Source organism: Geobacillus sp. BK01, from assembly GCF_052220245.1.
In the GTDB taxonomy this organism is placed as follows: Bacteria; Bacillota; Bacilli; order Bacillales; family Anoxybacillaceae; genus Geobacillus.
Map to the genome: position 1 here is coordinate 1 of NZ_JBQPTH010000031.1, position 25,056 is coordinate 25,056.

The 25,056-nt window shown below is 49.1% G+C and carries 19 protein-coding genes and 4 pseudogenes; 10 read left to right on the plus strand and 13 right to left on the minus strand.

The features are described from left to right. On the minus strand, positions 1-270 hold a 270-nt coding region (locus tag ACTVDO_RS16465), incomplete at its 3' end, for a helix-turn-helix domain-containing protein (protein ID WP_442901890.1). Positions 271-915: 645 nt separating this feature from the next. Beyond that, positions 916-2,199: an IS110 family transposase gene (locus ACTVDO_RS16470; protein ID WP_322310124.1), complete on the minus strand. Its 1,284-nt coding sequence runs from the start codon at positions 2,197-2,199 to the stop codon at positions 916-918. A gap of 427 nt (positions 2,200-2,626) precedes the next feature. Here ACTVDO_RS16470 and ACTVDO_RS16475 point away from each other — a divergent pair, with 427 nt between their 5' ends. Both ACTVDO_RS16475 and ACTVDO_RS16480 read left to right on the plus strand, forming a co-directional pair. Then, a complete protein-coding gene (locus ACTVDO_RS16475) occupies positions 2,627-4,345 on the plus strand; it encodes a M56 family metallopeptidase (protein WP_042382517.1) in 1,719 nt (572 codons plus the stop codon). A 568-nt stretch (positions 4,346-4,913) separates the two neighbouring features. After that, positions 4,914-5,093 (plus strand): annotated as a pseudogene (locus tag ACTVDO_RS16480) (DUF4277 domain-containing protein); the annotation flags it as partial. Between the two features lie 549 nt (positions 5,094-5,642). Here ACTVDO_RS16480 and ACTVDO_RS16485 read toward each other — a convergent pair. The 3 genes and pseudogenes from ACTVDO_RS16485 to ACTVDO_RS16495 all read right to left on the minus strand — a co-directional run. Continuing rightward, positions 5,643-6,848 carry a S1C family serine protease gene (locus tag ACTVDO_RS16485; protein WP_442901891.1) on the minus strand — a complete coding sequence of 402 codons (1,206 nt, stop codon included), beginning with the start codon at positions 6,846-6,848 and terminating at the stop codon, positions 5,643-5,645. Continuing rightward, positions 6,829-7,014: a hypothetical protein gene (locus tag ACTVDO_RS16490; RefSeq protein WP_047817730.1), complete on the minus strand. Its 186-nt coding sequence runs from the start codon at positions 7,012-7,014 to the stop codon at positions 6,829-6,831. The genes ACTVDO_RS16485 and ACTVDO_RS16490 overlap by 20 nt, the downstream gene beginning before the upstream one ends. 23 nt (positions 7,015-7,037) lie before the next feature. Then, a pseudogene (locus ACTVDO_RS16495) lies at positions 7,038-7,475 on the minus strand (PepSY domain-containing protein); the annotation flags it as partial. A gap of 166 nt (positions 7,476-7,641) precedes the next feature. Here ACTVDO_RS16495 and ACTVDO_RS16500 point away from each other — a divergent pair. The 4 genes from ACTVDO_RS16500 (at position 7,642) to ACTVDO_RS16515 (ending at position 12,796) form a co-directional block, all read left to right on the plus strand. Further along, the gene (locus tag ACTVDO_RS16500; RefSeq protein WP_015373859.1) at positions 7,642-8,304 is read left to right on the plus strand and encodes a response regulator transcription factor; all 663 of its coding nucleotides are present in this window, start codon (positions 7,642-7,644) and stop codon (positions 8,302-8,304) included. Further along, the gene (locus ACTVDO_RS16505) at positions 8,258-9,667 is read left to right on the plus strand and encodes a sensor histidine kinase (protein ID WP_396231417.1); all 1,410 of its coding nucleotides are present in this window, start codon (positions 8,258-8,260) and stop codon (positions 9,665-9,667) included. The genes ACTVDO_RS16500 and ACTVDO_RS16505 overlap by 47 nt, the downstream gene beginning before the upstream one ends. A 175-nt stretch (positions 9,668-9,842) precedes the next feature. Then, positions 9,843-10,412 (plus strand): TetR/AcrR family transcriptional regulator, encoded by a 570-nt coding sequence (locus tag ACTVDO_RS16510; RefSeq protein ID WP_063166844.1) that lies wholly within the window; start codon positions 9,843-9,845, stop codon positions 10,410-10,412. Positions 10,413-10,486: 74 nt separating this feature from the next. After that, positions 10,487-12,796, plus strand: coding sequence for a YhgE/Pip domain-containing protein (locus tag ACTVDO_RS16515; protein WP_168368055.1), 2,310 nt, complete (start codon positions 10,487-10,489; stop codon positions 12,794-12,796). Between the two features lie 198 nt (positions 12,797-12,994). Here ACTVDO_RS16515 and ACTVDO_RS16520 read toward each other — a convergent pair whose 3' ends face one another. After that, positions 12,995-13,342 carry a hypothetical protein gene (locus tag ACTVDO_RS16520; RefSeq protein ID WP_015373855.1) on the minus strand — a complete coding sequence of 116 codons (348 nt, stop codon included), beginning with the start codon at positions 13,340-13,342 and terminating at the stop codon, positions 12,995-12,997. Between the two features lie 179 nt (positions 13,343-13,521). On the opposite strand from ACTVDO_RS16520, the gene ACTVDO_RS16525 reads away from it, so the two are divergent. The 3 genes from ACTVDO_RS16525 (at position 13,522) to ACTVDO_RS16535 (ending at position 16,125) form a co-directional block, all read left to right on the plus strand. Next, complete coding sequence (locus ACTVDO_RS16525) at positions 13,522-14,046, plus strand: hypothetical protein (RefSeq protein WP_442901892.1); 525 nt, start codon at positions 13,522-13,524, stop codon at positions 14,044-14,046. Continuing rightward, positions 14,006-14,659 carry a PspA/IM30 family protein gene (locus ACTVDO_RS16530; RefSeq protein WP_442901893.1) on the plus strand — a complete coding sequence of 218 codons (654 nt, stop codon included), beginning with the start codon at positions 14,006-14,008 and terminating at the stop codon, positions 14,657-14,659. The genes ACTVDO_RS16525 and ACTVDO_RS16530 overlap by 41 nt, the downstream gene beginning before the upstream one ends. Before the next feature lie 233 nt (positions 14,660-14,892). Then, positions 14,893-16,125: an MFS transporter gene (locus tag ACTVDO_RS16535; protein WP_442901894.1), complete on the plus strand. Its 1,233-nt coding sequence runs from the start codon at positions 14,893-14,895 to the stop codon at positions 16,123-16,125. 92 nt (positions 16,126-16,217) lie between these two features. On the opposite strand, the gene ACTVDO_RS16540 is transcribed toward ACTVDO_RS16535, so the two are convergent. The 4 genes from ACTVDO_RS16540 to ACTVDO_RS16555 all read right to left on the minus strand — a co-directional run bounded on the left by ACTVDO_RS16540 (position 16,218) and on the right by ACTVDO_RS16555 (position 20,690). Continuing rightward, positions 16,218-16,964: an SDR family NAD(P)-dependent oxidoreductase gene (locus ACTVDO_RS16540; RefSeq protein WP_442901895.1), complete on the minus strand. Its 747-nt coding sequence runs from the start codon at positions 16,962-16,964 to the stop codon at positions 16,218-16,220. Positions 16,965-17,049: 85 nt separating this feature from the next. Next, positions 17,050-18,693: an AMP-binding protein gene (locus ACTVDO_RS16545; protein ID WP_442901896.1), complete on the minus strand. Its 1,644-nt coding sequence runs from the start codon at positions 18,691-18,693 to the stop codon at positions 17,050-17,052. Positions 18,694-18,717: 24 nt separating this feature from the next. Beyond that, positions 18,718-19,515 carry a 1,4-dihydroxy-2-naphthoyl-CoA synthase gene (gene menB, locus ACTVDO_RS16550; RefSeq protein WP_442901897.1) on the minus strand — a complete coding sequence of 266 codons (798 nt, stop codon included), beginning with the start codon at positions 19,513-19,515 and terminating at the stop codon, positions 18,718-18,720. A 20-nt stretch (positions 19,516-19,535) separates the two neighbouring features. Then, on the minus strand, positions 19,536-20,690 hold the full coding sequence (locus ACTVDO_RS16555; RefSeq protein ID WP_442901898.1) for an acyl-CoA dehydrogenase family protein: 1,155 nt from the start codon (positions 20,688-20,690) through the stop codon (positions 19,536-19,538). Positions 20,691-20,947: 257 nt separating this feature from the next. Between ACTVDO_RS16555 and ACTVDO_RS16560 the strand changes: the two are divergent. Beyond that, positions 20,948-22,309, plus strand: a pseudogene (locus ACTVDO_RS16560) (IS4 family transposase). A 169-nt stretch (positions 22,310-22,478) separates the two neighbouring features. Here ACTVDO_RS16560 and ACTVDO_RS16565 read toward each other — a convergent pair. From ACTVDO_RS16565 to ACTVDO_RS16575, 3 genes and pseudogenes are all read right to left on the minus strand, one after another. Then, positions 22,479-23,816: a sigma-54 interaction domain-containing protein gene (locus tag ACTVDO_RS16565; protein ID WP_442901899.1), complete on the minus strand. Its 1,338-nt coding sequence runs from the start codon at positions 23,814-23,816 to the stop codon at positions 22,479-22,481. Positions 23,817-23,824: 8 nt separating this feature from the next. Continuing rightward, complete coding sequence (locus ACTVDO_RS16570; protein ID WP_442901900.1) at positions 23,825-24,247, minus strand: MaoC family dehydratase; 423 nt, start codon at positions 24,245-24,247, stop codon at positions 23,825-23,827. Between the two features lie 93 nt (positions 24,248-24,340). After that, positions 24,341-25,056: pseudogene (locus ACTVDO_RS16575) on the minus strand (hypothetical protein); the annotation flags it as partial.

A 25,056-nucleotide genomic window follows, 5' to 3' on the forward strand; every position in this document is an offset into this window, starting at 1 on the left:
TTCTTCGGTGAGAAACGGCTCCCGCCCGGGGGCGAAATCCCGATGAAGCAAGAGCTCCAGACCGCCTTCGTTGAACAGCGACACATAATGGGAAACGGTTTGTCGGCACACGTTGACCATGGAGGCCGCTTCTTTGCCCGAATAGCCTTCCATGACGAGGCGAACGGCCATCACCCGTTGGCGAAGAAGGGTGTTTTTGATTTTCCATTCCTGTTTGCGAAGTGTCCGAGGTGTCCATCCGTGATCGTTTGTGATTTTGAGACGTTTCATGCAGAATTCCGCTCCTTTTCCATACTTTTCCTTAGGGACAGTATAACCGGAGTGGGCACCGCTTATGCGAAGGTTAACTTTTCAATGAGCATGTATATACAATGAATGGTCAAAACATCAGCAACAATCTGCTGATCCATTCATGCAACGAACATACCAGGACACTGACCGCTCGCTTTCGTAAGCGTAAATCACGAATCATGCGGAAGACAACAACATGAGTCATACAAAAACGGGTCTCTTAATCATACGGTTCCTCCCTCTATAAATATTGATGTATCAAGGCTTTGCGGCCTCTCAGGGGTGTCAAAAAAATATTTTTCGACAAAATCCCTTACATCCTTTTTCAGTTTTGTGGATATCTTACAGACCTAGGGTGCGCTTCGCGGCCACTGCTGGGTATTTTTTACTGCAGTGGGGAGAAGCGTATTCGATGCACCCTTGGATCTCTGCATCGCTGATGAGGACGAACCCTCCCATGTCTCCGGGCGTCTTCGCGCCAACATTCCCTCGTTCGGTCTCTTCATCAGGCAGAGGCCGGCTAAGCTCCTACAGGGACTCAAGGTCGAATGGTGAACATCGCGCCAGCTTCTCCGGTGTCATCCTGTTGTCAAGAGAATTCCGTTTTACGCGAGAAGACAGGCACTAGGCGGCCCGGACTTGAACATGGGCGAAGACATCTTGCCTCATTCGTTCTCCATCAAACGCTTGCTTCTTCGTGCAGATGGTAAACAACACCTTGAGCAGTTTGCCGCACAACACCACGATCGATTGTTTTTTGGACAGCGGATTCACCGCCCGGGTCGTGTAATAATTATGCAACTCGCGAAACGCCTCATTATGGCGGATCAAGGGGATCATCGTCCGAAACAGAACCGAACGCAGCCGTTTTCGTCCCCGTTTCGAGATCCGTTTTTGCCCTTTGTGCTGGCCGGAGGAGTTCTCCTTGAGCGTCAGGCCCGCTAATTTGATCAGTTGCCGCGGGTCCCGGTAGTGGGCAAAGCTCCCGATCTCGGCCAACAGGTCAACGATCGTGGCATCTCCCAGGCCATCCACCGTTTTCAACCACTGATATTCCACGGTCGTTTGCGCCAATGCCGTCAGTTCCGCATCCAGTGCGGCGATTTCCTCCTCCAATTGGCGATATCGGCGGACGAGCGCGGCGATCTCAAAACGGGCCATCTGCTGTCCTTCCGTCACGCCAATGGAATGGCTCGCGACCTCAAGCAGCTTCCGGATTTTCGGTTTCTGGGGCGCTTTCAGCCCTTCACTTTGCCGGTAGATCTTCACAAGCTCCTCCACGGTGCGGCCGGTGATCTCCTCCGGAAACGGGGTGAGTTCCAGCACGGCCAGCGCCATTTTCCCTAAGCTGGAGAAGACTGCGGAGAACTCAGGAAAATACCGGTCGGTCCAACGGATCATCGCGTTGCGCACGGCTGTATGCTCTTTCATGAACTTCTCCCGCAGCGTGCTCCCGACGCGTAAATCCGCTTCGATGTCGCGAAGGAGCCGAGGGAAGCTAAACCGCCCGTCTTTCGCCAGTCTGGCAATGACCAGCGCGTCTTTGGCATCGTGTTTCGTCGGCAGATTGTCATCGAGCTCTTTCGATCGGCGCACATGCGCAGGATTGACCATGACCAACGGGATCCCTTTTTCCTCAAGGAAATAGGCCAGGTTCAACCAGTAGTGCCCGGTCGGCTCGATCGCCACGATGACCTTGGTTTTCCCAAACTCGTTCATCGCTTGTCGAATGCGCTGATCCAGCTGCTCAAAGCCTTGTTTCGACTGGATGACGGGAAACGATTTCTGGAGCACGCGTCCCCGGGCATCGACGAAGCAGGCGTAGTGCTTTCGTTTGGCGATGTCCATCCCTACCACGAGTGTTTCATCCGTGACTTGATCGATCTTGTGATTTTGTGTACAATTCATCTGAAGTCCTCCTTGGCATGAATTCAGGGTCCATTTGTTGGTTGACACCCCTGCATCATACCAAGAGGGCTTTTTTTGTTCAAGTCCTCGGAAAAGCTTCTAACAGGAATGCTCCTACATGAATGATCGTTATCCGTTACATGTGAGGAAAATATTGTAGGTCATATTCATGTTCCCCAACAAGCGCAGTGGAGTGAAAAAAGAAAAAGATATACAAAACGAACCTGTCCCTGCTATAATGTCAATTGAAAAAAGAACCAATATTGGAGAAAAACGTTCATGAACGTTCAACAACATGCCATTGTCAACCACCTACATGTAGAATGGACGAATTTCGTTACCAATGGGTGTTAGTGGATTTACTTAAGTGATAAATAATGACTAGGGGTTTTCTTGCACTTTTTCAACTAGACAGGGGGAGCAACAGATGCCAGATGTGACTATATCGATTTGGACTGCTGCAGTCGGCTTTTTTCTCGGTTTCTTGGCATACTTTTTTAAAAAATGGTGTCCTTCTTTATATGTACATATCCTCACTGCGATACTCGGAATCGGATGGATCGTCTATGTGTTCTTAGATCAAGGGTTTATAAAAACGGTGCCCATTTTTTTTATATTTGGATTTAGCTTTTTTAGCTCTCCGGTACCGGAAAGAAGCAAAACCCAATTGAAAGAGATCATCGATCAACTAAAAGAACAAGGTGCGAGAGAAATAGTCTTGTCTAAAAATAAAGAGCGCCTATTAGCGGATTTGTTATTTTCCGGATTTTTCATCGTCATTGCTGTTCTTTATTTCCTTTTCGGGCCGAATTCCGCGATTACGTTCATCCTTTTATATAGCTTCATCTCTCTTTTTGTTGGGCTGACAAAAAGAGTGGGACTGCTTCGCTCTCTCCGCCTTTTTTACGCAGAACACGAAGAAGCATTATATGCTGTATCTTTGTTTGAAACCAAAAAATATCCATTGAAGGAACTTTCAGAAGTAAGCGTTCAGACAAGGCCGGATGTGTTGCAACTATTCCAGCTTTTTTCTTTGTTCTCTCCTAATATGGACTATACGACCAGCATGGGGAAAACGTGGAAGTTATCTTTTTCCGGTGAAAAAGTTTATCTCACCCCTGATCCATTAGAATCGATGGATTTTCTCCTTAAAGGAGAAATACATAAAATGGAAGAGTTCGAAGTAAAGCCTTTTTATCATCCAAAAAATTGGAAACGACTTTTAGGAAAATGGTATTTTGCAGCAACGGTGAAAGGGGTGGGAGCTTATGCAGCCCTTCTCACACTGTTTACTTTGCTGGGGATCGGGCCGATCGCAACAACCGCTGTTATTATACTATTTTGGATATTCAATCTATGGATTTCGGATCGCGTATTGAAAATCGCTTTAGATATGAGGAAAATAGATGATCCCGATTTGCTGCCCATCATCGAGAAAGTCTTTTCACGTGCCGGCCTTTCTCATGTTGATATTTATGTTACGGAATCGGCCGAATATAACGGTTTTGCGATAGGTGCGAATATTGGTCGATCATTGGTAGCGTTAACTTCAGAAACGCTGAAACTTCCCCATGAAGCCATTGAAGGCATTTTGGCTCATGAGGCGATTCATGTGAAAAAGCGAGATGTCTTGATGGGACAGTTATTGCGATTTGCGTTGATCGGGTTAGTTTTTGCTGGTGTTTTCCTTATCCATGAAGCCTTTCCAAATTGGCTAGAACATAATCAAATCTTTGTTTTTCTCGGCCTATGGCTCTTGATTTTTCTGCTTCCTGCTTTCCAATCTCTATTCACACAGTGGATGGAAGTCCGGGCAGATCATTTAGGAGCAACGCTGTTGGACGGTGGGAATGCTCAAATGGCTAACAGTTTGACGATCCTGTGTGAATATCAAGATCGAGCATTGGAAAAGTCTGTAGGATACCACATTGATTTTAAAAACGAGCAAGAAGCAAATAAAAAGGACAAAAAAATCTCTTCCTTAGAAAGAGATTCTTGGTTTTTTAGATTTTTGGAATTCCAGTTTATGTCCCATCCGCCCATGTATTGGCGTGTTCATGCGCTTCAAACAACAGAAACCGAATGGAGCATCAGGAAAATCAAATTATGGTGGTGCAGCCGCTTCCGAGAGTCGTTGCCCAATTGAAACCGTAGGTGAGCAAACTTACTCATCTCCATGGACAACTGAGATCCCTTCGTGAGACTTCGCTGTTGTACATATGAGGCACGAACGTCCTTGTGGCTCGTAGTAGGCACGCCTATTCTAGCCAAGGAATTCGGTTCGTGTCTCTTTTTCGTGAAAATGCAGAACTGACGCGTGATTTTCATCCCCGGATGGAGGGCAAAGCGTGCTGCCCATGGACCTTTTCTGTGAAAATGCGCCGCCTTGATCAGTCATTTTCATGCCAGAGTGGGGAGCAAGGCTTGCTCATGAATGTTTTTAGTTGTAAATCGATTAGATAGTTGGCTCATTTATCGTTATAGAAACTTTCATAAATTGCACGAATTCAAATACCCATGGATAGGGCATCCCCTTTCTTGTGTTTCAAGAATTCATGTAAACGCCACGATAATGAAGACTTTATCATCTCCACAAATACAAAAATAGTAACGACTCACATTTCGCACCCTCTCGACCAACATCGGGAGGATTTTTTCGTCCCCATGCCGAATCGATCCTTGGTGCACAAGGAAAGCAAAGGAGTTTCCACACCATGGACGTTCGCATTCGTGCGATTGATGAACGTTCCTATTTGACTATCATAAACGCCATCTTCAAGGATCTTGGCCTCCCCCAGCTGATTGACCGGCTGGTTCCGGTGGATCGCCAACGCCAAACCCGAACCAGCGATATCGTCAGCCTGATCACTCTGGATATCTTGAGCGGCCGTAAAAAATCCTTTCTTTCTACCCCGTTAGGATGCGAAATGTGAGTTAGGATATGAATGCTTTACCACCTTATCTGAAAAACCTAGGGAGTGTTATCCATCTCGGAACAGTCTGTCGATAAGAAAAGAAAATGTATCGCTCTTCATATTCTTCTATTTTTCAGTTTCACAATCCTTCTTTAACTTCCCTCCGAAAGAAGTCTCCTACTTCTAAACGTGAAGGTGCGCCAGCACCAGTGAAAGTGGGAGATGAATTTCGGTTGGCGTTAGCCAACGAATATGATAGAATATGGCTAGAACGGACACCTTCGGAACGAAGGGAAGCGTAAAGGGTTCTTGTGTGTGGCTTACCGTTCAGCGAACACACACAAGTCGCTTGAAGCCCCCACCTCTAAGCGAAGCGTAGGTGGTGGGTAGTTCACTATAGCGAAACAAACAGACCAACAGCGGCATTCCATGAACAAGCAGCGGACAAGCCGATATACATGGTCGGAATGCCAAACGTAAAAACAGCGCCCCTTCTCCGCCGATTGGGCGGAAAAGAGACGCTGCTTCTTACGATTGACTGTTTTCTCTCGCTTTAAGCGTGACGGAAACCGTTGTCTCAAACCTGTCGCGGTAGACGGTCACGTTAATCCGGTCGCCGACCGCTGTTTTCGTATACAAATATTTGCGCAACGCGCTGACGCTGTCGATTTTCTCCCCGTTGATCGCCGTGATGACGTCTTTCGATTTCAATCCGGCCTCGGCGGCTGGGGAGAACGGTTCGACGGACGTGACGGCCGCCCCGCTTGTGATGTTCGACGGCAATTTCAATTCATTCGTGCGGACGTCATCGGACAAATCCGCCACATCGACAAGCTGGACGCCAAGGTACGGGCGTTTGATTTTCCCATCTTTCATCAGCTGCTCGACGATCGGTTTGACGTTTTCGCTCGGGATGGCAAAGCCGAGCCCTTCGACGCCCGTTTCCGCGATTTTCATGCTGTTGATGCCGATCACCTGCCCCGCGCTGTTAATGAGCGCTCCGCCGCTGTTGCCCGGGTTGATGGCGGCGTCCGTTTGGATGACGTCGATTTCCCAATCCCCCGCTGACGTTGAGACGGGCATCGTCCGTTTGCCGCTGACGATCCCTTCCGTCACCGTCCGCGACAAATCAAGGCCGAGCGGGTTGCCGATCGCCGCGACAGGCTCGCCGATTTTCACCTTCGACGAGTCGCCGAAGCTCGCCACGTTCGTCACCCCTTCAGCAGGGATTTTCAAGACGGCGAGGTCGGTGAGTGCATCCGCGCCGACGATCTCGGCTTTCACTTTTTTCCCGTTCGCGAGCGCCACTTCGACTTTGTTCGCCCCTTCAATGACATGGTTGTTCGTCACAATGTAGGCCGCATCGCCGTCTTTTTTAAAGATGACGCCCGACCCCGTCCCCGCTTCCGTATCTTGCGCTTGTTCGGAGAAAAAGTCGACTTGTTTTTGAATGTTGACGACGCCGACGACCGCATCGGCCACTTTATTAATGGCGGCGATCATGTTCGTGTTGACGTTCCCCGTCGGCTGCAGCGGCAGCGCCTCGCTTTTTGCGGTCGTTTCCGCTGTTTCCGTTTGGGAATTCGTTTCTCCATGCATCCATTTCGGCGCCACATACCACGTCGCCGCGCTCCCAATCACCGCCCCTGCGACGGAAGCGGCGAGCCACGATACGAAGCGGCCGCGGCGTTTCGATTCTGGCGTTGGGGTTGGTTCAAATGGCATCATGTCCATGGGTCATCTCCTCCTTCATGATCCATGATGGAATATGCAGCATCTTCGAGCGAATGGCCGCCAAGCAGTGAAATGGCGGGCGAAATACGACGATGCCACCGACATCGATCGGCCTTGCATAAAGAGAAGACCAGCGTCGCTGTTTCTTTCGGTTGTTCTGATGCATCGTTTCATCCCTTCCTGCGTACGTTATGTCATCTCCGGCGCTGGCGTCATCCGCTTCTGCTTCCGCCTCCGTCCCGCTGCGAGCGTGCGGATCGACAGGAAAATCCCCGTCGCGGTCAAAATGATCATCGCCACCGCCGCGACATCAACCGCCCAGCGGATGTCAAGCGAACCGATTCTCCCTTCGTGCAGCTGGCGGACGAACATCATGAGCGACGATCCGCCTCCCTCGGCGCGCGGTGCCATCGGGGCCGTAGATGCCCCCGCTCCCGACGTCTGCCCCGCCCCGAACGCGTTCATTCCTTCCTGCGCGGCGCGGTGCATCTCGCCGCGCTCCGCCTGGCCGATCAGCCACGGCTCGGATAGAAGGAGCCCCGTCACCGCCTCAACAAGCAAAAAGATCGAACTGATCAGCCCAATCCAAAGATGCAAATTCCTCATTTTCCTCATCGCCGTTTGCCTCCTTTTCCTCTTCGTCCATCATGATAGCCAAGGAAGGTGAAAAAATGGTGAAAATTCTTTTTGAGAGAACGGCCTTCTGCGCGGCGAATCGGCTGCGTTTTCACCGTTTTTTCACGAACGATTTGATATGATAAGAAGGAAGAGAGACAGAACGGGAGGAATGGCGATGAAAATTTTGCTGGCCGAGGACGATCTTCACCTAGGGGAGCTGATCGTTCATTTATTGAAAAAGAAAGGCATCGACCATATTGATTGGGTGCAGGAAGGGGAAGATGCGTACGATTACGCCATGGCGGAGTTTTACGATGTCGTCGTGCTCGATTGGATGCTTCCAAACGGCGATGGGGTGGACATTTGTCGACGGTTGAGGCAAAACGGCTACACAGGCGCGATTTTGATGTTGACGGCGAAAGACGCCGTCCATGACCGCGTCACCGGGCTTGAGGCGGGAGCGGACGATTACTTGGTCAAACCGTTTGAAATCGACGAGCTCGTCGCGCGGCTCAAGGCGCTCGCCCGGCGCACGTTCGTCCCGCTTCAAGAGGAAAAAGTGGCGTTTCACGGCTTCACCTTAAACCGGACAAGCCATACGCTCCATCGCGGCGATGAAGAGATTTTCCTCACTCCACGCGAGTTTCAGCTTCTCGATTTGCTCGTGCAAAACCAAGGGCAAGTCGTGCCGCGCGAAACGATATTGGACCGCGTTTGGGGGTGGGATGCCGATGTGTCAATGAAAACGATCGACGCGACAATCAAGCTATTGCGCAAAAAGTTGAAAGACGATGTCATCCAAACCGTTCGAGGAGTGGGGTATAAAATTGAAAAATAACTGGAGGGAATGGCGCGACTGGCTGCGCCGCCTAGGAAGCGCCGACTTGTTCCGCCGCGCCCATTGGCGGTTGACGGCGCTCTACAGCGGCATTTTCACGTTGTTTCTCGCCTTGTTTGTCATGATCGCCGCGGCCTTGTTTTACTGGATCGCTACCTCTGACCAAGAGCGGCGCATCAGCCGCCTCGCCGAGCAAGAGGCGAATACGATCGAACAAGTGCTGCTCAAGCAAAGCAATTTCGACTTGTTTGATGATGAAAATGTCATTTTGTTAAGCGAAGACCAACTCTTTTTTTACGTCATCGGCCCGGACGGGGGCCTGCTCGCCGGGGATGAAGTCCACCCGCGCCTGCGTCCGTATTTTTTAAACGCCTTGTCCCATCTCAAGGCAAATGAGCGCGCTCCCGTCTACATGAGCGTCTCTTTGCCGGAACATATGCCCGGCCTCGCGCGCGAAGCGGCCCGTGACTGGCGCGTGCTCGCCGCCGCCCGTCCGCTCGTCATCCACGGCGATTTCGTGGGCATGCTGTATATCGGCATGGACGTCACGTCGTTTTTCGGCGTGTTCCATTGGCTGCTCATTGTGCTCATCGGCTTGGCCGTTTTGTTTCTTGCCGTCGGCGTGGCGCTCAGCTTCTTTATGTCCAAGCGCGCGCTCGCACCGATTGAAGAGGCGTACGAGCGGCAGCGCCAGTTCGTCGCCGACGCCTCTCATGAGCTGCGGACGCCGCTCAGCGTCGTCTTCTCGTCCGTCGAGGCGCTTTCGCTTGAGGAGGATGTGATGAAAAACGACTTTGCCCGCCGCCTGCTCGACCGCCTGCGTGACGAATTGAAGCGAATCACGAAACTGATGAACGACTTGTTGACGCTCGCCCGCGCGGATGCGAAACACGCCGCGCTGGAGCTTTCAAAACAAACGTTCGATTTCCGCCCGCACGCCGAGCGCACGTTCCAGCTCATGTCGGAACTGGCGGCGAAAAAACAGATTACGATGCATTTTCACGCTCCCGAGCAAGCGCTCGTCACCGCTGACCCGGACAAATTGACGCAGCTGTTGTACATTTTGCTCGACAACGCGATCAAATACACCCCCGAAGGCGGCGAGGTGACGCTGTCGATCCGCACCGAGCCAAAGCACGTGTTCCTTTCCGTCAAAGACACCGGCATCGGCATCCCGCCGGAAGACATCGGCCGCATTTTCGACCGCTTTTACCGCGTCGACAAAGCGCGCTCGCGCCAACAAGGCGGCCACGGCCTCGGGCTGTCGATCGCCAAATGGATCGTCGACGCCCACGGCGGCGCGATCCACGTCCATAGTCAAATCGGGAAAGGAACCGAATTTCTTGTTCGTCTTCCTCGCTAAATCCAGGGGGCAAAACAGTAAGGCGAAGGCTTCCTTCCCCTAACAGAACGTGCCGTTGAGTGAGAAAAACGAAACATCATACTTTGTTGCTGTTGCAAACCGAACATATTCATGTTATGATTCAAAACGTAATGACCAAATTGTCCATTTAGTCAAAAATGAAGGATGAATGCCCATGTCGGATAAAAAACAACAAATTATTGATGCCGCCACTCAATCATTTTCGCTGTTCGGCTACAAAGCAACGACAATGGATCAAGTAGCGAAGATGGCTAATGTCGGCAAAGGAACGATTTATACATTTTTCAAAAGCAAAGAAGAGCTGCTTGACCATATCGTTTCCTCTGTTATATCCGAAATTAAGCATGAAGCGGATGCGGCTATGGATGATCGTTTGCCGTTCAGCGAAAACGTCCAACGCGCCTTGCAGCGTATTTTTACATTCCGTCAAGAACATGAATTAACCATCAAACTTTTGCAAGAAATGCGGGATATTGGCACCGCAGCTGTACAAGATGTGATGAAACGCCTTGATCGCGAAATGATTGCCTATATTCGCGAAAAAATTGAAGAAGCGATGGCAAAAGGGGACATTCGCTCTTGCGATCCAGAGTTAACGGCATTTTTCATGTTTAAAATGTACATCGCATTAAGCATTGAATGGGAAAAAGATCACGAACCATTGTCTCAACAAACCATTGCCGAACTGTTTGATCTGTATTTGCTGAAAGGATTGTCTCCATGATAATCCTTCTCTTTTTGGAGCGAAATGACTAAATGGACAAATCAGTCAGAATTATAAACAAAGGAGGTTCGGGCATGCACGCATTTCAATTATGGTTAAAAGAATGGAAGGCCATTCTGTCCAACCGCAAAGTGCTGATTCCTGTCATAGCTGTATTATTCATCCCTCTTCTATACAGCGGCATGTTTCTATGGGCATTTTGGGATCCATACGATCATTTGGATGAACTTCCCGTCGCTGTAGTCAACCAAGACAAAGGGGCGGTTCTCAACGGCAAAGAGATTCATCTTGGGGAAGATCTTGTCGAAAAGTTAAAAGAGAACAAGCAGTTTGACTGGCATTTTGTAACCGAACATGAAGGGGAAAAAGGGTTAAAAGAACAAAAGTATTATATGCTCATTCAAATCCCTGACGATTTTTCCCGGAATGCGACAACGCTGCAAGACGATCATCCGAAAAAACTGCAGCTCATTTACAAACCGAATGAGGGATTTAACTTTCTATCGGCACAAATCGGCGAAACTGCAGTTGAAAAAATAAAAAATGAAGTAGCGAACGCCATAACAGAAACATATGCCGAAAGCATGTTTGATACGATTCAAACTGTCGCTGACGGATTGACAAACGCGAGCGACGGAGCCGCACAACTGCATGACGGACTCAGCCAAGCACAAGACGGAACAAACCGACTGTATGATGGCATGAAAAAAGCACAAGACGGAACTGAAACGTTATATCACCATTTAGCGACACTCGCGGAAAAATCCGTGAGCTTTACTGACGGACTGCACCAAGCTGCCAGTGGCTCATTGCAAGTTCAAACCGGGTCCGAAGCGCTTTACAACGGGATGAAACAGATGACCGCTGGGCAAGAGAAACTCCTCTCCGGAGCAAAGCAGGCTCAGCAAGGAGCAGCGAATCTTGCTTCAGGGACAAGACGCGTATATGAGGGAATGCAAGCGCTCGACGCCCGCACTCCGCAGCTTTTGCAAGGATCTGAACAATTGAGCGATGGAGCAGCAAAGCTCACAGCTTCATTGGCTCAGTGGCAGGAAGGAGCCGAACAAGTTCACACAGGTGCGGCCCAAATCACAAGCGGTCTTGAGCAGTTGGGCGCGCAGCTGGACGTGCTCATCAAGACAACTCCTCAAGCGCAACAGAGAGCCGTATATGAGCAATTAAAAGAACAAATCATGAAACTATCATCGGGAAGCCAGCAAGTCGAAAACGGCCTTGCGCAGTTAAATAGCGGCGCCCAATCGTTGCACTCTGGAGCCTCTTCTTTGCACGAAGGAGCCCAACAGCTGCATGAAGGGCACATCGCTCTCGATCGCGGAGTCGATGAACTGCTTGCCGGTCAACAACAACTTGTCAATGGCGCAGACGCACTGGCGAATGGCCAAGAACAACTCGTCAGCGGCATGAAAACAATGTATGACAAAATGCAAGAAGCTGCACAAGGAGCAAGCCAGCTTGCCCATGGCAGTGGAACACTTTCTTCAGGCCTGCAAACATTGGCTCAAGGAGCGGATCAGCTTCAAGATGGTACGCGCCAGTTGAGGGACGGTTCACAACAAGTAGCGGCTGGAACGAAGGAATTAACGAACGGGACAAAACATTTGCAAGATGGTGTCAACCAACTGACAGACGGCTCGAAAGAATTGGCGGATAAATTGAAAGAAGGAGCCGAACAAGCAAGCGATGTCAAAGCCAATAAGGCTGTCTACGACATGTTTGCCCAACCAGTGAATCTCCACAAGGAAGAAATCAATAAAGTGCCGAACTACGGAACAGGGTTTACGCCGTACTTCTTATCACTTGGATTGTTTGTCGGAGCGCTGTTGCTTTCCATCGTCTTTCCGCTTCGCGAACCAGCGGAGATTCCGCGTTCACCATTGCATTGGTTTTTGGCTAAATTCGGCGTCTTGATCGGCATCGGGATTTTGCAAGCACTGCTGGCGGATGTCGTGTTGCTGGTTGGACTCGATTTACACGTAAAAAGCGTCCCGCTCTTTATCGTGTTTAGCATTGTCACTAGCATCACATTTTTATCTGTCATTCAATTTCTTGTTACCGTGTTCGGCGATCCAGGAAGATTTATCGCGATTGTCGTGCTGATTTTGCAATTGACAACAAGCGCGGGAACATTCCCGCTCGAACTGATTCCACGCTCGTTGCAACACTTTAACGCATGGCTTCCGATGACGTATTCGGTTTTCGGATTGAAAGCGGTCATCTCAAGCGGTGATTTCTCGTTTATGTGGGAAAACATCGGCAAGCTGCTTCTATTTGTTGTTGCCATGATGATGGGAACACTCGTTTATTTGACTATCCAACATCGCCGCCAATTTGCCACGGCCGTCGAACAAGCTTCTGAAGCGTAATTGCTTCAGAAGCTTGTTTTTTTCTATCGACCCTTGCCATCGTTATCATTCTTTCATGATTTCTCTCTGATGCAAGGGACAATGATGGAGAACAGTTTTTCATGTCCTTCCTCACATTTCAACTAATGATTCTTGAACGGTGAGACAGGCGTTATGAGCCGCTTCAGCGTTTTTTCGCAAACGGAACGTCGCCCTGCTTCAGGCGATGCAACAGGTGGAGGGCGTGGAGAATGCCAAATATATCAACGCATTCACAACCGCGTTGATATACTGCATAACCAAGTCTCCGACATCGCGGATTTCGATCGGAAACAGGCGGATGATGAGGACAGACACCGCGATGATGAGGAACGAACCGATCAGAGTACCGCCGAACCGCGCCTGCGGATGCCATCGAATTCTCGCCAAGCCGACGATCAACGAACCGATGGCAAACCCCAAAAACGAGCCGTACGCATAATATCCAACATAAAACGTCGGAAACAAAAAGGAAAACAACAACACCAACAAAGCGCCGCCCACATCAACCCCATACGACCGAACCACGTCTTTCCTTCCTCCCCCGTCATGTCATGCGAACATCACCGTTCATCTCGCAGCTCCCCCCTAATGGATGATATGCTCAAAACCCCTTCAAAAAACATTCACTTTTCACCTAATTTTCTCCTTCCCCTTCTACAATACAAACCGTAAGCCAGTCCACCACACAAAAGGAGGTGACGAGATTGAAAAAAGCTCGAGCGGTGTTTCTGCTCGCCTTTGTCGCTCTCGCGGGGGTCAGCCTGTTTCACGTTCTCGCTCCGCATGAAGTGATGGCGCACGGGCGTCCGGGCGCTCCGTTTGACGGCATGCCGGGCGGATTCGGTCATCACCATCGGGAGTTCATCATAGAGCGGCGCGATGGCTGGATGATGCCGATGTTGTTCCTAAAGTGGCTCATTCCTCTTTTGCTTGCCGCCGCCGGGGCCGTATGGCTCGCTGCGGCGCGGTCGAAGCGCTGGATCGGCTGGGTGCTCGTCGCTGTAGGGATTGCGGCGCTCCTGCCGAAATGGGTGTTGATTTTGCTTGCACTGGCCGCGGTGTACGCCTCGGGGCGGCGTCAAGCGCGCAAACCGTCCGCTGTTGAGGCGTTGATGCCAGCGGCGCCATCCGTTTCCGCCGATTGGCTTGATGAATGGGAAAAAACGATTCAAAAGGAGGCACAAACAAATGGGCATTTTTCGCCGGATCAAAACGATTATTCTCGCTGAAGTGAACGAACAAATCGACCGCTGGGAAGACCCCGTCGCCATGACGAAACAATATTTGCGTGAACTTGAAAAGCAGCTCGAACGAGGGCGCCAGGCGCTCGCCCAGCAATGGGTCGCCGAGCGGCGCTATGAGACGCTCATCGCCCAAGCGGAGGCGACGATTGAAAAACGGAGCCGCCAAGCGAAACTGGCGCTCGAGCGCAACGAAGAAGCCGTCGCCAAACTCGCCTTGCGCGACAAGCTGTTGTATGAGAAAAAGCTGGAGGCGTACAAACAACAATACGACGCCATCAAAGCGAAAACGGCGGAAGTCGCCAACCGTCTAAACCAACTGCGCGAGCGGTACGACGAGCTCGCAGCTAAGCAGCTGGAGCTCGCTACCCGCGTTAACGCCGCGCAAGCGTTGAAGCAAATCGACTCGGCGCTCGCCTCCTTTTCCGCCGACGAGGCGCTGCGCGGATTCGCCCGCATGGAAGAGCGCGTCATCGCGTTAGAAGCCGAAGCGGCAGCCGCCCGATTCGGAACGAACGCCGTGTTGTCCCCTTTGCCGTTTGACGAAGAAGTCGAACGTGAACTGGCGAAATGGAAAGACGCCCAAGCGCATAACGCCTAATTTCCCCCTCCCCCCTTTTGACATAGATCACCCCCTTGCCGAGTTGGCAAGGGGGATTCGTTTGTTTCGCTCCCTTGGACAAGCGGCGGCCAAAAGCACATGCAGCCCGCGACAAGCCTGAACGATGCCCGATGCCATGGTCTTGCCCCATTGATAAGCAAAATCGTTTCCTTTGTTTTTCCATCGTGCTAAAATTAATTAGAGAGACGAAAGAATACAGGAGATGACCTGCCTTGAACTGGAAACGAAACGTCCGCATCCTTTGGCTGTGCAATTTCATGGTGTCGGCGGGAATGACGATGGTCATTCCGTTTTTGTCGCTGCTGTTGTGGGAAATGGGCGTCACCGAGCACCATTCGTTGAGCGTCTGGACCGGTCTTGTCTTTTCGGCGACGTTTTTGTCGGCGGCCATCATGGCGCCGATTTGGGGCATGTTCGCCGACAAGTACGGCCAGCGCGCCAACCTCATCCGCGCAGGGATTGGCATGGGGCTGATCACCAGCTGCATGGCGTTCGCCCATTCGCCGATGGCGCTGCTTGTTCTTCGCTTTTTGGTCGGCTTTTTCTCGGGATTCATCACCGTCTCGTTTTCGTACTTGGCGCGCGTCGTGCCAAAAGACCATAGCGGCGAGGCGCTCGGGACGCTGCAGACGGGAAGCATCGCCGGCAACATCATCGGGCCGCTCATCGGCGGCGCCTTATCCGATTGGTTCGGCTTCCGCCCGGTGTTTCTCGTGACCGGGTTTTGCATTTTGGCGACATTGCTTCCTGTCGTCTTTTGGCTCGACAAAGACCCCGTCGCGCCGCAGACGCAAGAGCGCCATGCCAGTTTCAAAGAAGTATTCGCCCATCGGCCGCTCGTCATCTTGTTTGTCGCCACCTTTCTCGTGCAAATCGCCGTTCTTGGCGTCAACTCGATGATGACGATTTTCGTCCAGTCGCTCGTCGGCGATTCTCGCAATCTCGCATTTCTATCAGGGCTCGCCTCCTCGATCACCGGAATCGCCACGATCATCGGCGCACCGTATTTAGGCAAGCTCGGCGACCGGATCGGGCAGGAGAAAACACTGCCGATGTTGCTTCTGCTCTCCGGCCTGTTCGCCTTGCCGCAAGTATGGACGGACCATCTTTATGAATTGTACGTCTGGCGCTTCTTGCAAGGGCTTGTCGTCGGCGGGGTATGGCCTGCCCTTCAAGCGCTGATCAACGCACAAAGCCCGCGCCGCATCCAAGGGCGGGTGTTCGGCGTCACAGCCAGCTCCCGCTTTCTCGGCAACCTCGCTGGTCCGACGGCAGCGGGAGCCATCGCAGGATTCGCATCCATTTCGGCCATTTTCGCCTTGTCAGGGCTGCTCCTCATCGCCACAGGAGCTTTGGTCGGATACATCGTCCACGACCGCGCATGGCGCGAAGACATGAAAGAAAAACTCGCCGCGTGGACGCATCGCCTTCATAGTCGGCAGTAAGCCAATCGCGTCAAGGTATGCCATCTAACCGAAAATACAAACGGCCCAAAAGGAAGAAAACTCCTTTGGACCGTTTTCCTCTGTTCTTATCTTTAAATCATTGTCAGTCCGCCACTGACTGATAACGTTTGACCGGTGATATAAGCGGCATCATCCGATGCAAAGAAACAGACAGCACCCGCGATATCCTCAGGCTGCGCCAATCGTCTGAACGGAATCGACTTTTCCAAAGCCGCAGCCAACTTTTCATTTTCAGTTGCAATGCTCTGAAACAATGGTGTGTTACTCGGTCCAGGGGCGATACAGTTGACGTTGATCTTGTAACGGGCCATTTCCCTAGCTAACGTTTTCGTTAACGCTATTACTCCCCCTTTGGCAGCCGAGTACACCGCCTCCCCTGTCGAACCAACTCGTGCTGCATCAGAGGCGATATTAATGATTTTCCCGTAACCATTGTCAATCATGATCGGCAAAATGACCTTGCACGTGTGAATCGGGCCCATCAAATTGATATCGATAATTTTTCGCCATGTTTCCGGCTCACTTTGTAAAAACGGTTCTACTTTATCCCAACCAGCATTGTTGACTAACACATCAATCTTGCCGTAATGCCGGATGGACTCATCAACGGCATGTCGTACACTTTCCAAACTGGTCACATCACAATATACGGCGATGGCTTCGCCTCCATTCTCCTTGATCATCGAAACAGTTTCTTCCGCTTTTGCGGTTTGAATATCTGCGACAACCGCCTTAAAATGGCGAAGGGTGAGCTGTTTGGCGATTTCTCTTCCAATCCCGCTTCCTGCACCAGTAATAAACGCGATTCTCTTTTCCATCGTTGCGTTCTCCTTTCTAGAAAGCCACTAACCGATTTATCAGAGTGAAAACGTATATTTCGTTAAATCAATAACCTCATAGACCTTACTCTCCTGTTTTTACCCCCATTTTCTCACGGATCATTTCCCGTAAACGAAACTTCTGGATTTTCCCACTCGGTGTCCGCGGAAATTCATCGACGATTTCGATATGCTCCGGCCAATATTGTTTGGCAACCCCTTTCCCTTCTAGAAATTTTCTCATCTCTGTCAACGTAATCGGACTTTTCCCGTCTTTCATCCGGATAAACGCGCACGCTTTTTCCTGAAGCCGCGGATCTGGCATCGCCACCACTTGAGCGTTCAAAATATCGGGGTGCTCATGTAAAACATTCTCAACGTAAGCAACAGGGATGTTTTCTCCTCCGCGAATAATAATGTCTTTACTTCTTCCCGTGATCCGAATATATCCATCCTCATCCATGATCGCCCGATCTCCTGTCATAAACCAATCGCCATGAAACTCTTGTCTCGTCTTTTCCAATTCTTTTAAATAACCGACAAACATCCCTGGACCCCTACATAACAGATCTCCTTCGACACCAACTGGCAATTCCTTCCCTTCTGAATCCACCACCTTTACTTCCATTCCGGGGAACGGTTTCCCATCTGTTGACGTCAATTTTTCTTCTGTATCATCCGGCATGGTAAGCGTAACTAATCCGTTTTCCGTCTGACCCCATCCAGCTAAAATACGACATGGGAGTTTTTGCGAAGCTTGCTTGACAAGCGCTCTCGGAATGGGAGCGCCGATCGTTACAAAATAGCGGAATGAACTCAAGTCATAGCGCTCGAGTCCCTCAACTTGAATCGTGTCTTGCAAAAAAGGTGTGGCAGCAGTGGTGAATGTAATGCGTTCCTTTTCGATGAGTTCCACAAATTCTTTCGGATCCCAAATATCTTGATAGACAGCCGTCCCGCCATAAAGAAACGGTAGACGGACGCCATACAAGAAGCCGGTTTGATGAGCAAACGTGGATGCCATAAATACTACATCATGAGGAGTAAGCCGCAAATGGTCAACCCAAAGCAAAGAGGAATAAGTAATCGTATTATGCGTATGCATCACCCCTTTTGGCTTTCCAGTCGTGCCAGAGGTGAAGATAATTTCTGTCAGCTCGTTCGGATCAATCGGTATGTCATCTAATATAGATGGATCCATCCGCTCCTCCCATGGTTCGTCAATTAGGCACGAAAACGGTTTCATTCCTTCGGGGATGCGATCCCCAACGACATAAATATGCTCCATAAAAGGCCAATGGGGTAGAAGCCGCTGTACCATTTCGGGATAACGGAATCCCCGAAATTCATCCGGGATGACAATCATCTTTGATTCTGTTAAGTTGACCATATAGCCAATTTCACGGTCGCGGTAAATCGGAATGAGAGGATTGCTAATGGCACCGATGCGTGTCACGGCAAAATGCAAAATAACGAATTCATTCCAGTTCGGTAATTGAAAGGAGATGACATCCCCTTTTTTCAGCCCGATAGCAAGAAGGCCGAGCGCTACCCGATCAACGAGCTTGGCGACTTCTCCATACGTGTAGCGGCTTTTTTTATCAATGATGGCTACTCGATCTGGTTGCTTTTCCGCCCATTCTTTTAAGTAATCAATAATCGTTTTATTGGGCCACTGTGAGCGATACGTTTCCACATATTCTTTTGTTAAGAGAGTTTCAAAGCTCATTTTATCCTCTCCCTTCGTTTATGATCACTTCCTAAACTGTCTAAAGTTAACAGGTCTTTTCTCTAAAAACGCATTCCTTCCTTCTGCTGATTCCTCTGTTTGATAAAACATCGCTAAGCTTGCCATCGACAGTTGTGTAATTCCGTCGATGTGAGCAGAATCAGCATTAAATGAATATTTCAACATTTTAATGGCTGTTGGACTTTTGTCAAGGATTTTATTCGCCCATTCCTCTGCAGCCGCCATCAGCTCATCATGCGGCACCACCTTGTTGACGAGGCCCATCTCTTTTGCCTCATAAGCCGTATACTGTTCACATAAGTACCATATTTCTCTCGCCTTCTTTTCCCCGACGACTCTCGCTAAATAAGCTGTTCCGAATCCCGCATCATAACTTCCCACTTTCGGCCCGCTCTGGCCAAAAATCGCCTTTTCAGAGGCAATGGTTAAATCGCAGATTACATGAAGAACATGGCCGCCGCCAATGGCATAGCCGTTTACGGCAGCGATCACTGGTTTAGGAATCGCACGAATCGTTTTATGCAATTCTTCAATTTGCAATCCGATTCCACCAGAAAGCCCTCCCGAACCGTCATAACCGCTATCCCCTTTCGTTTTCTGATCTCCCCCCGCACAAAACGCCTTATCGCCAGCCCCTGTCAAAATGACAACTCCGATCGTATTGTCATCCCACGCATCCCTGAATGCCCAAATCATCTCTTGTACGGTACGCGCTCGAAACGCGTTGTATACTTCAGGACGATTAATAATCACTTTTGCAATTCCGCCCTTTTTCTCATAAATAATATCCCTCAGTTCCATCCTTTTTCCTCCTACTTCTTTTAACAAGGTTTAAACTCTTTCCCGATCAATTCCCTTGCGAGAACGATTTGATTCGCCTGTGCCGTCCCGTCGCCAATTTCTAGCCCGATCACATCACGAAGCCGCTGTTCGATCGGCATTTCTTTTGTGTAGGCATAATGTCCATTAAGCAACAAACATTCATGAATCGCTTCTCTTGCATACTTTGGCCCAAGCCATTTCACCGTCGCCGCTTCCTTTGTATGTTTTTTCCCTCGATCGCGCAGCCAAAGGCCACGATACGCTTGCCACTTCACTAACTCTAGATGGCTATAATGCTCGACAATGGGAAACGAGACTCCTTGAAATTTCGCTAATGGTTTGCCGAAGGAATGCCTTGTTTTTACGTACTCGATCGTTTCGTCGAGGCTTTGCAGCGCTGCTCCAATACACTGAAGCCCGATAAGCAGTCGGCTCAGGTCAAAGCCATTCATCACTTGAGAAAACCCATGGTTTTCGAGGCCAATCAAATGCTCTTCGGGAACTTCCACTTCGTTCAAATAAATGGATCCTCTTCCAATCGGAACATTGCCCATATCTTCGTAGCCATTGCACTCGACTCCTTTGGAATCCGTCGGTACAATAAACGCGCTAATGCCTTTACTTCCTAAATGGGGATTCGTTTTCGCAAAGACAATAAACGCGTCGCCGATCGTTGCCGCACTAATTCCCGATTTTTCCCCGTTTACAATAAACCGGTCTCCCTTTCGCACGGCTGTTGTCTGAATATTTGCCGCATCTGTTCCTGCTTGGGGCTCTGTCAGCGCCACCCCAACAATCGCTTTTCCACTTGCCATTTTAGGAAGCCACGTTTTTTTCAATTCTTCCCGAGCGTGGTGGCAAATGATTTCCGCTGCCAAGGCATTCAACAATACGGCATATGTCAAGTTAAAATCGCCGCGACCAATTTCTTCAGCTGCAATTCCTGTTGTCACACAATCTGCCCCGCTTCCCCCATATTCCTCTGGGATTCGGAGCCCATTAATGCCAAGCTCTCCAAGCTTTTTCCATAAATGCCTCGGATGAGTTTTTTCACGATCCCATTTCATATATTGGGGTAGCAATTCATTTTGTGAAAACTCCTGAATCATACTTCGAAAATATTCTTGTTCCTCTGTAAATGAAAAATCGAGCAATTCGTTCCCCCCCTTTCTTGTCTTCGCCTATGTATATAGCAAATTGCGTACCAACTCAAAAACATTCCTTCTGTCCTGTCATGACGTCACTTTCCTCTTGCATAGCGGGGCGGCTCTTTGCATTTTTGCAACTCGTTTTTGCGAATAAAAAAGAGGGGCTGACCCCATAGCCATCAAGTTAAGAAAACAGGAATAAATCTATGCCTCATTTGACCATCCTTTTGAAGACTTCATCATGTCTTAGAAAGGGTGGTTTTTTGAAGACGTCCTTATCTCTCCAAGAGGAATGGCATTGTTTTTTAGAGGGGTTACGAAGCGTGTGATCGTGCGAAGAACGGGAACAGATGGCCCGAGATCATCCATTTATTCAACGAAAGGGGAAGTTGCGCTCCCATGATTTCGTGGCACTTTGCACATTTCTCCAGGAAGAAGGCGGTCAAAAATCATTGGTGCAGCTCTGCAGTGCTCTAGCTCTCAAGCAAAACACCTCTCTGAGTGCGGAAGGGCTCAATCAACGGTTTCATGAAAAAGCAGTGAGTTTCCTCAAAGCGGTGTTCGAAAAACTGCTTATTCATCAGACGCAGGAGGCCCGTCACGTGTGTCAAAAACATTCGCTGTTTCGCCGGATTCGCATTCTCGATTCCACGTCGTTTCAACTGCCTCCAGAGATCCAAGGGATTTACGAGGGATGTACGGGGCCTGGGGTGAAAATTCAGTTAGAATATGAATGTCTAGAAGGGAAGTTTCTCCATGTGGACGTCGGGGATGCTCGTCATCATGACGCCGCCTACGGAGCATCCCTTCGATCGACCATTCAAGAAGGAGACCTTTGTTTGAAAGACTTAGGCTATTTTTCGCTTGAGGGATTGCAAGCGATTCATGATGCCGGAGCCTTTTACATTTCGCGGCTCAAACACAATGTAGGGATTTACCAAAAAGAAGGGGACCCATTTCGAAAATGGGAACCAGAGGATTTCCTTGCGATGCTACAACCCGGAGAAACCATGGAACTGGAAGATGCGTATGTCAGTGGAAAGAACGTTCATCAACCGCGGCTCATTGTGTATCGGCTGACCGAAGAACAGGAACAACAGAAGGAAGGACAATGGAAACAGAAGGCCAAACAAAAAGGGGCCGCGTACGTGACGCGACGTCCCCACCCAATATATGTATATATCACCAATATTCCAGCGATTGATACCTCCTTGCACGACATTCATACGCTGTATTCTCTTCGCTGGCAAATTGAGGTGATAGTTAAAACATGGAAATCCCTGTTTCACATTCATCGATTCAAACCGATGAAAGGGGCTCGCTTTCAGTGCCACTTGTATGGAACGTTGATTGCCTTATTGATCAGCTCTACGGTCATGTTTGCCATGCGAGAATGGCTCTATCGAAAACAGAAAAAGGAATTGAGCGAATAGAAGGCGATGAGTATGAACAAGGAGTGGGGGATGGATTTATTTCAAGCCTTATGGTGTTCTGAGGTGCTAGCTGCCCAGCTCCTTTTCAAACTGTGTGACATCATTGCTCAACACGGAAAAAAATCAAGGCGTTATACAAAAAAGAGCGCTTTAGACATGATCGAGAGTTTGGTCATCATGCCGATGTCGTAAGGAATTCCCGTCTCATACCATGAAAAAAACCTTCTATAGGGAAGGTGTATTTGGCATGCCTATCTTTCCATATTCCCATGGTCACAGCCTCCAAAGATGAAGAGTGAAGCCTTGGAGCTACTCGCTCCAAGGCTTCACTTGATGGCTATGGGGTCAGCCCCAATACAAATTACTTTAAACCGTACTTTCCCATTTTTCGATAAAGACTCGTTACATGAATGTCTAGCATTTGTGCCGCCTTTGTCCGATCCCCTCCTGCCTCTTGTAATGCCCGTTTGATCGCCAGTTTTTCCGCTCTTGCAACTTCTTCCTCTAATGATAATAATGGTGAACGTTCCCTATTTACATCATCATTCTGTTCTTCTCCCATCTCTTCGAAAGATGATAGTTGCTGGCAGCAATCCAGCGTCAACGTATCCCCTTCTACCATATTCATGCCCCTCTCGATAAAGGACCGAAGTTCACGCACGTTGCCCGGCCACTCATAACTAAGGAGCCACCGTTTTAAATCTTGTGATACATGACGGACATGTTTATGGAATGCTTTGTTGAAATGATCAATGAAATGATAAGCTAACGGAAGAATATCTTCTTTCCTTCGGCGAAGGGGCGGAATCATGATTTCAAATACATATAATCGATAAAATAAATCTTGGCGAAACTTTCCTTCCTTGACTAACCGCTTTAAATCTTTATTGGTTGCGGCAATAATTCGAATATCGACATACTTGCTCTTCGTCCCCCCGAGTCTTTCCAATTCCCGCTCTTGCAGCACCCTTAACAGCTTTCCTTGTGATTGGTAGGAAAGCTCGGAAATCTCATCAAGAAACAGCGTTCCGTGTTGCGCCAACTCGATTTTCCCTGGCTTTCCTTCCCTCTTGGCGCCGCTAAACGCTCCTCCCTCGTAACCAAACACTTCCGATTCGAACAGCTCATCAGGAATCGCAGCACAGTTCACCGCCACAAACGGATGTTGTCTGCGGGGGCTCAACATATGAATTGCTTGAGCGAACAACTCCTTTCCTGTTCCGCTTTCTCCTGTGAGCAATATCGTAGAACTCCCTGCCGCAATTTTAGCTGCCAGCTCCTTTACTTGAACCATCGACTCGCTTTCACCAATAATATCATGAAAGTCATACAACTTGTTTTTTTCTTGGCTTTTTTTCCGGCGTCCTCTCTCCATTAAATCCATAAATGAGTAAATGAGTAATGGATCGAAGTCATTTTCCTTAGCTATGACGTTGTAAAGGAAAAGATGTTCTATAGAAGTCACTTGTACTAAACATGGCTGACCTTTAATCATTGCGACAATCAATGAGCGCCGGTTCTCCCCCACCTTGTTTCTCCCTTTTTGTTCAATAACCTGATCAACCAGTGCACCGATCAACTCTGTTTTCTCAAACGAAAACTCCTCGCAAAAATCCGGACTGCAGTCGACAATCACCCGATGATGATTCGCTAAAACATAGGCACATTGTGCCGTGCAACGTATGTTTGTGCTTATCATATGATCACCTAAGCGCCATTTGGTATGACAAAAACAATAATTTGTCCTTTTACCACTTCATCCCCATGCTGATTGTAGCAGTTCACTTTTTGCGTGACCCAGTTCCGCTCATCGTGAATGTCAATAATTTCAAGATACGCGGTAATCTCATCTCCAACATGGACAGGACGGCAAAAAATCAACTCTTTTTGGAGCAGAAGACACGGACACCCAGGAAGTTTTCGACTAATTACTTGTGTAATCAACCCTTCCGTCAACAGTCCGGGAACAATCGGTTTCGCATATAGGCTCTTCCACGCTTCTTGATCCGCAAAATATACAGGACTGTAATCACCTGTCAACTCACTGCATTTCTTTACATCCAACTCCGTAAATGTTCTGGTTAAACAAGCCGACTGTCCAATCCATAACTGTTGTATTGCCTCGTCCATTGCATTGCCCCTCTTTATAAAGAATTTTCTGAATTTGTTAACTATATTCTATCATTCTTATCCATTGAATCGCAACACACTCTCTGTCATGAGTCAGTAAAATAGGATTCCAGCGATTAACGCAGGTATAGCCGCAATCGTTGGTGCGATCACACCAGTAATAAATACATGTTTATAGGCGTCTTTGTGAGTGAGGCCGGCAGCAACAAGAAAAGTGATCACACCACCATTATGCGGCAATGCGTCAAATCCTCCAGAGCCGATTACGGCAATTCGATGCAACACTTCCGGGTTCAACCCTAGCTGCATGTACTTATCCGCCAAAGCTTCCATCGCAATAGCAATGCCTCCCGAACCTGAGCCGGTAATACCTGCTAATAAACTCGTCGCACTATACAAGGAAATGAGCGGGCTTCCTGGCAAATTGGTTAACCAATCAGAAATCGCCGCAAATCCGGCTGTTGTCGCGATGACTGCTCCGTAACCGACGTCTGCGCTCGTATTCACGATCGGTAAAACCGTATTAGCCGCACCTAAATTCAGTGTATTGATTTTGTTCTCAATGAATGGCCAAAACACAACCAAACTGACAACAACGGCTAACATTAATGAATAGACCACATCGATTTTAAACACATTGAGTGCGGTAAGCAATACAACAGGAGGGATAATCGCGATTAGGAAAGGAGCATTCCTGTTAGAAGTTTTTTCGGGGACTTGAATAAAAAAAGCCCTCTTGGTATGATTCGGGGGTGTCAATCGGATGAATTGACCCCTAATTTGGATACCAAGGAGGACTATACATGAAT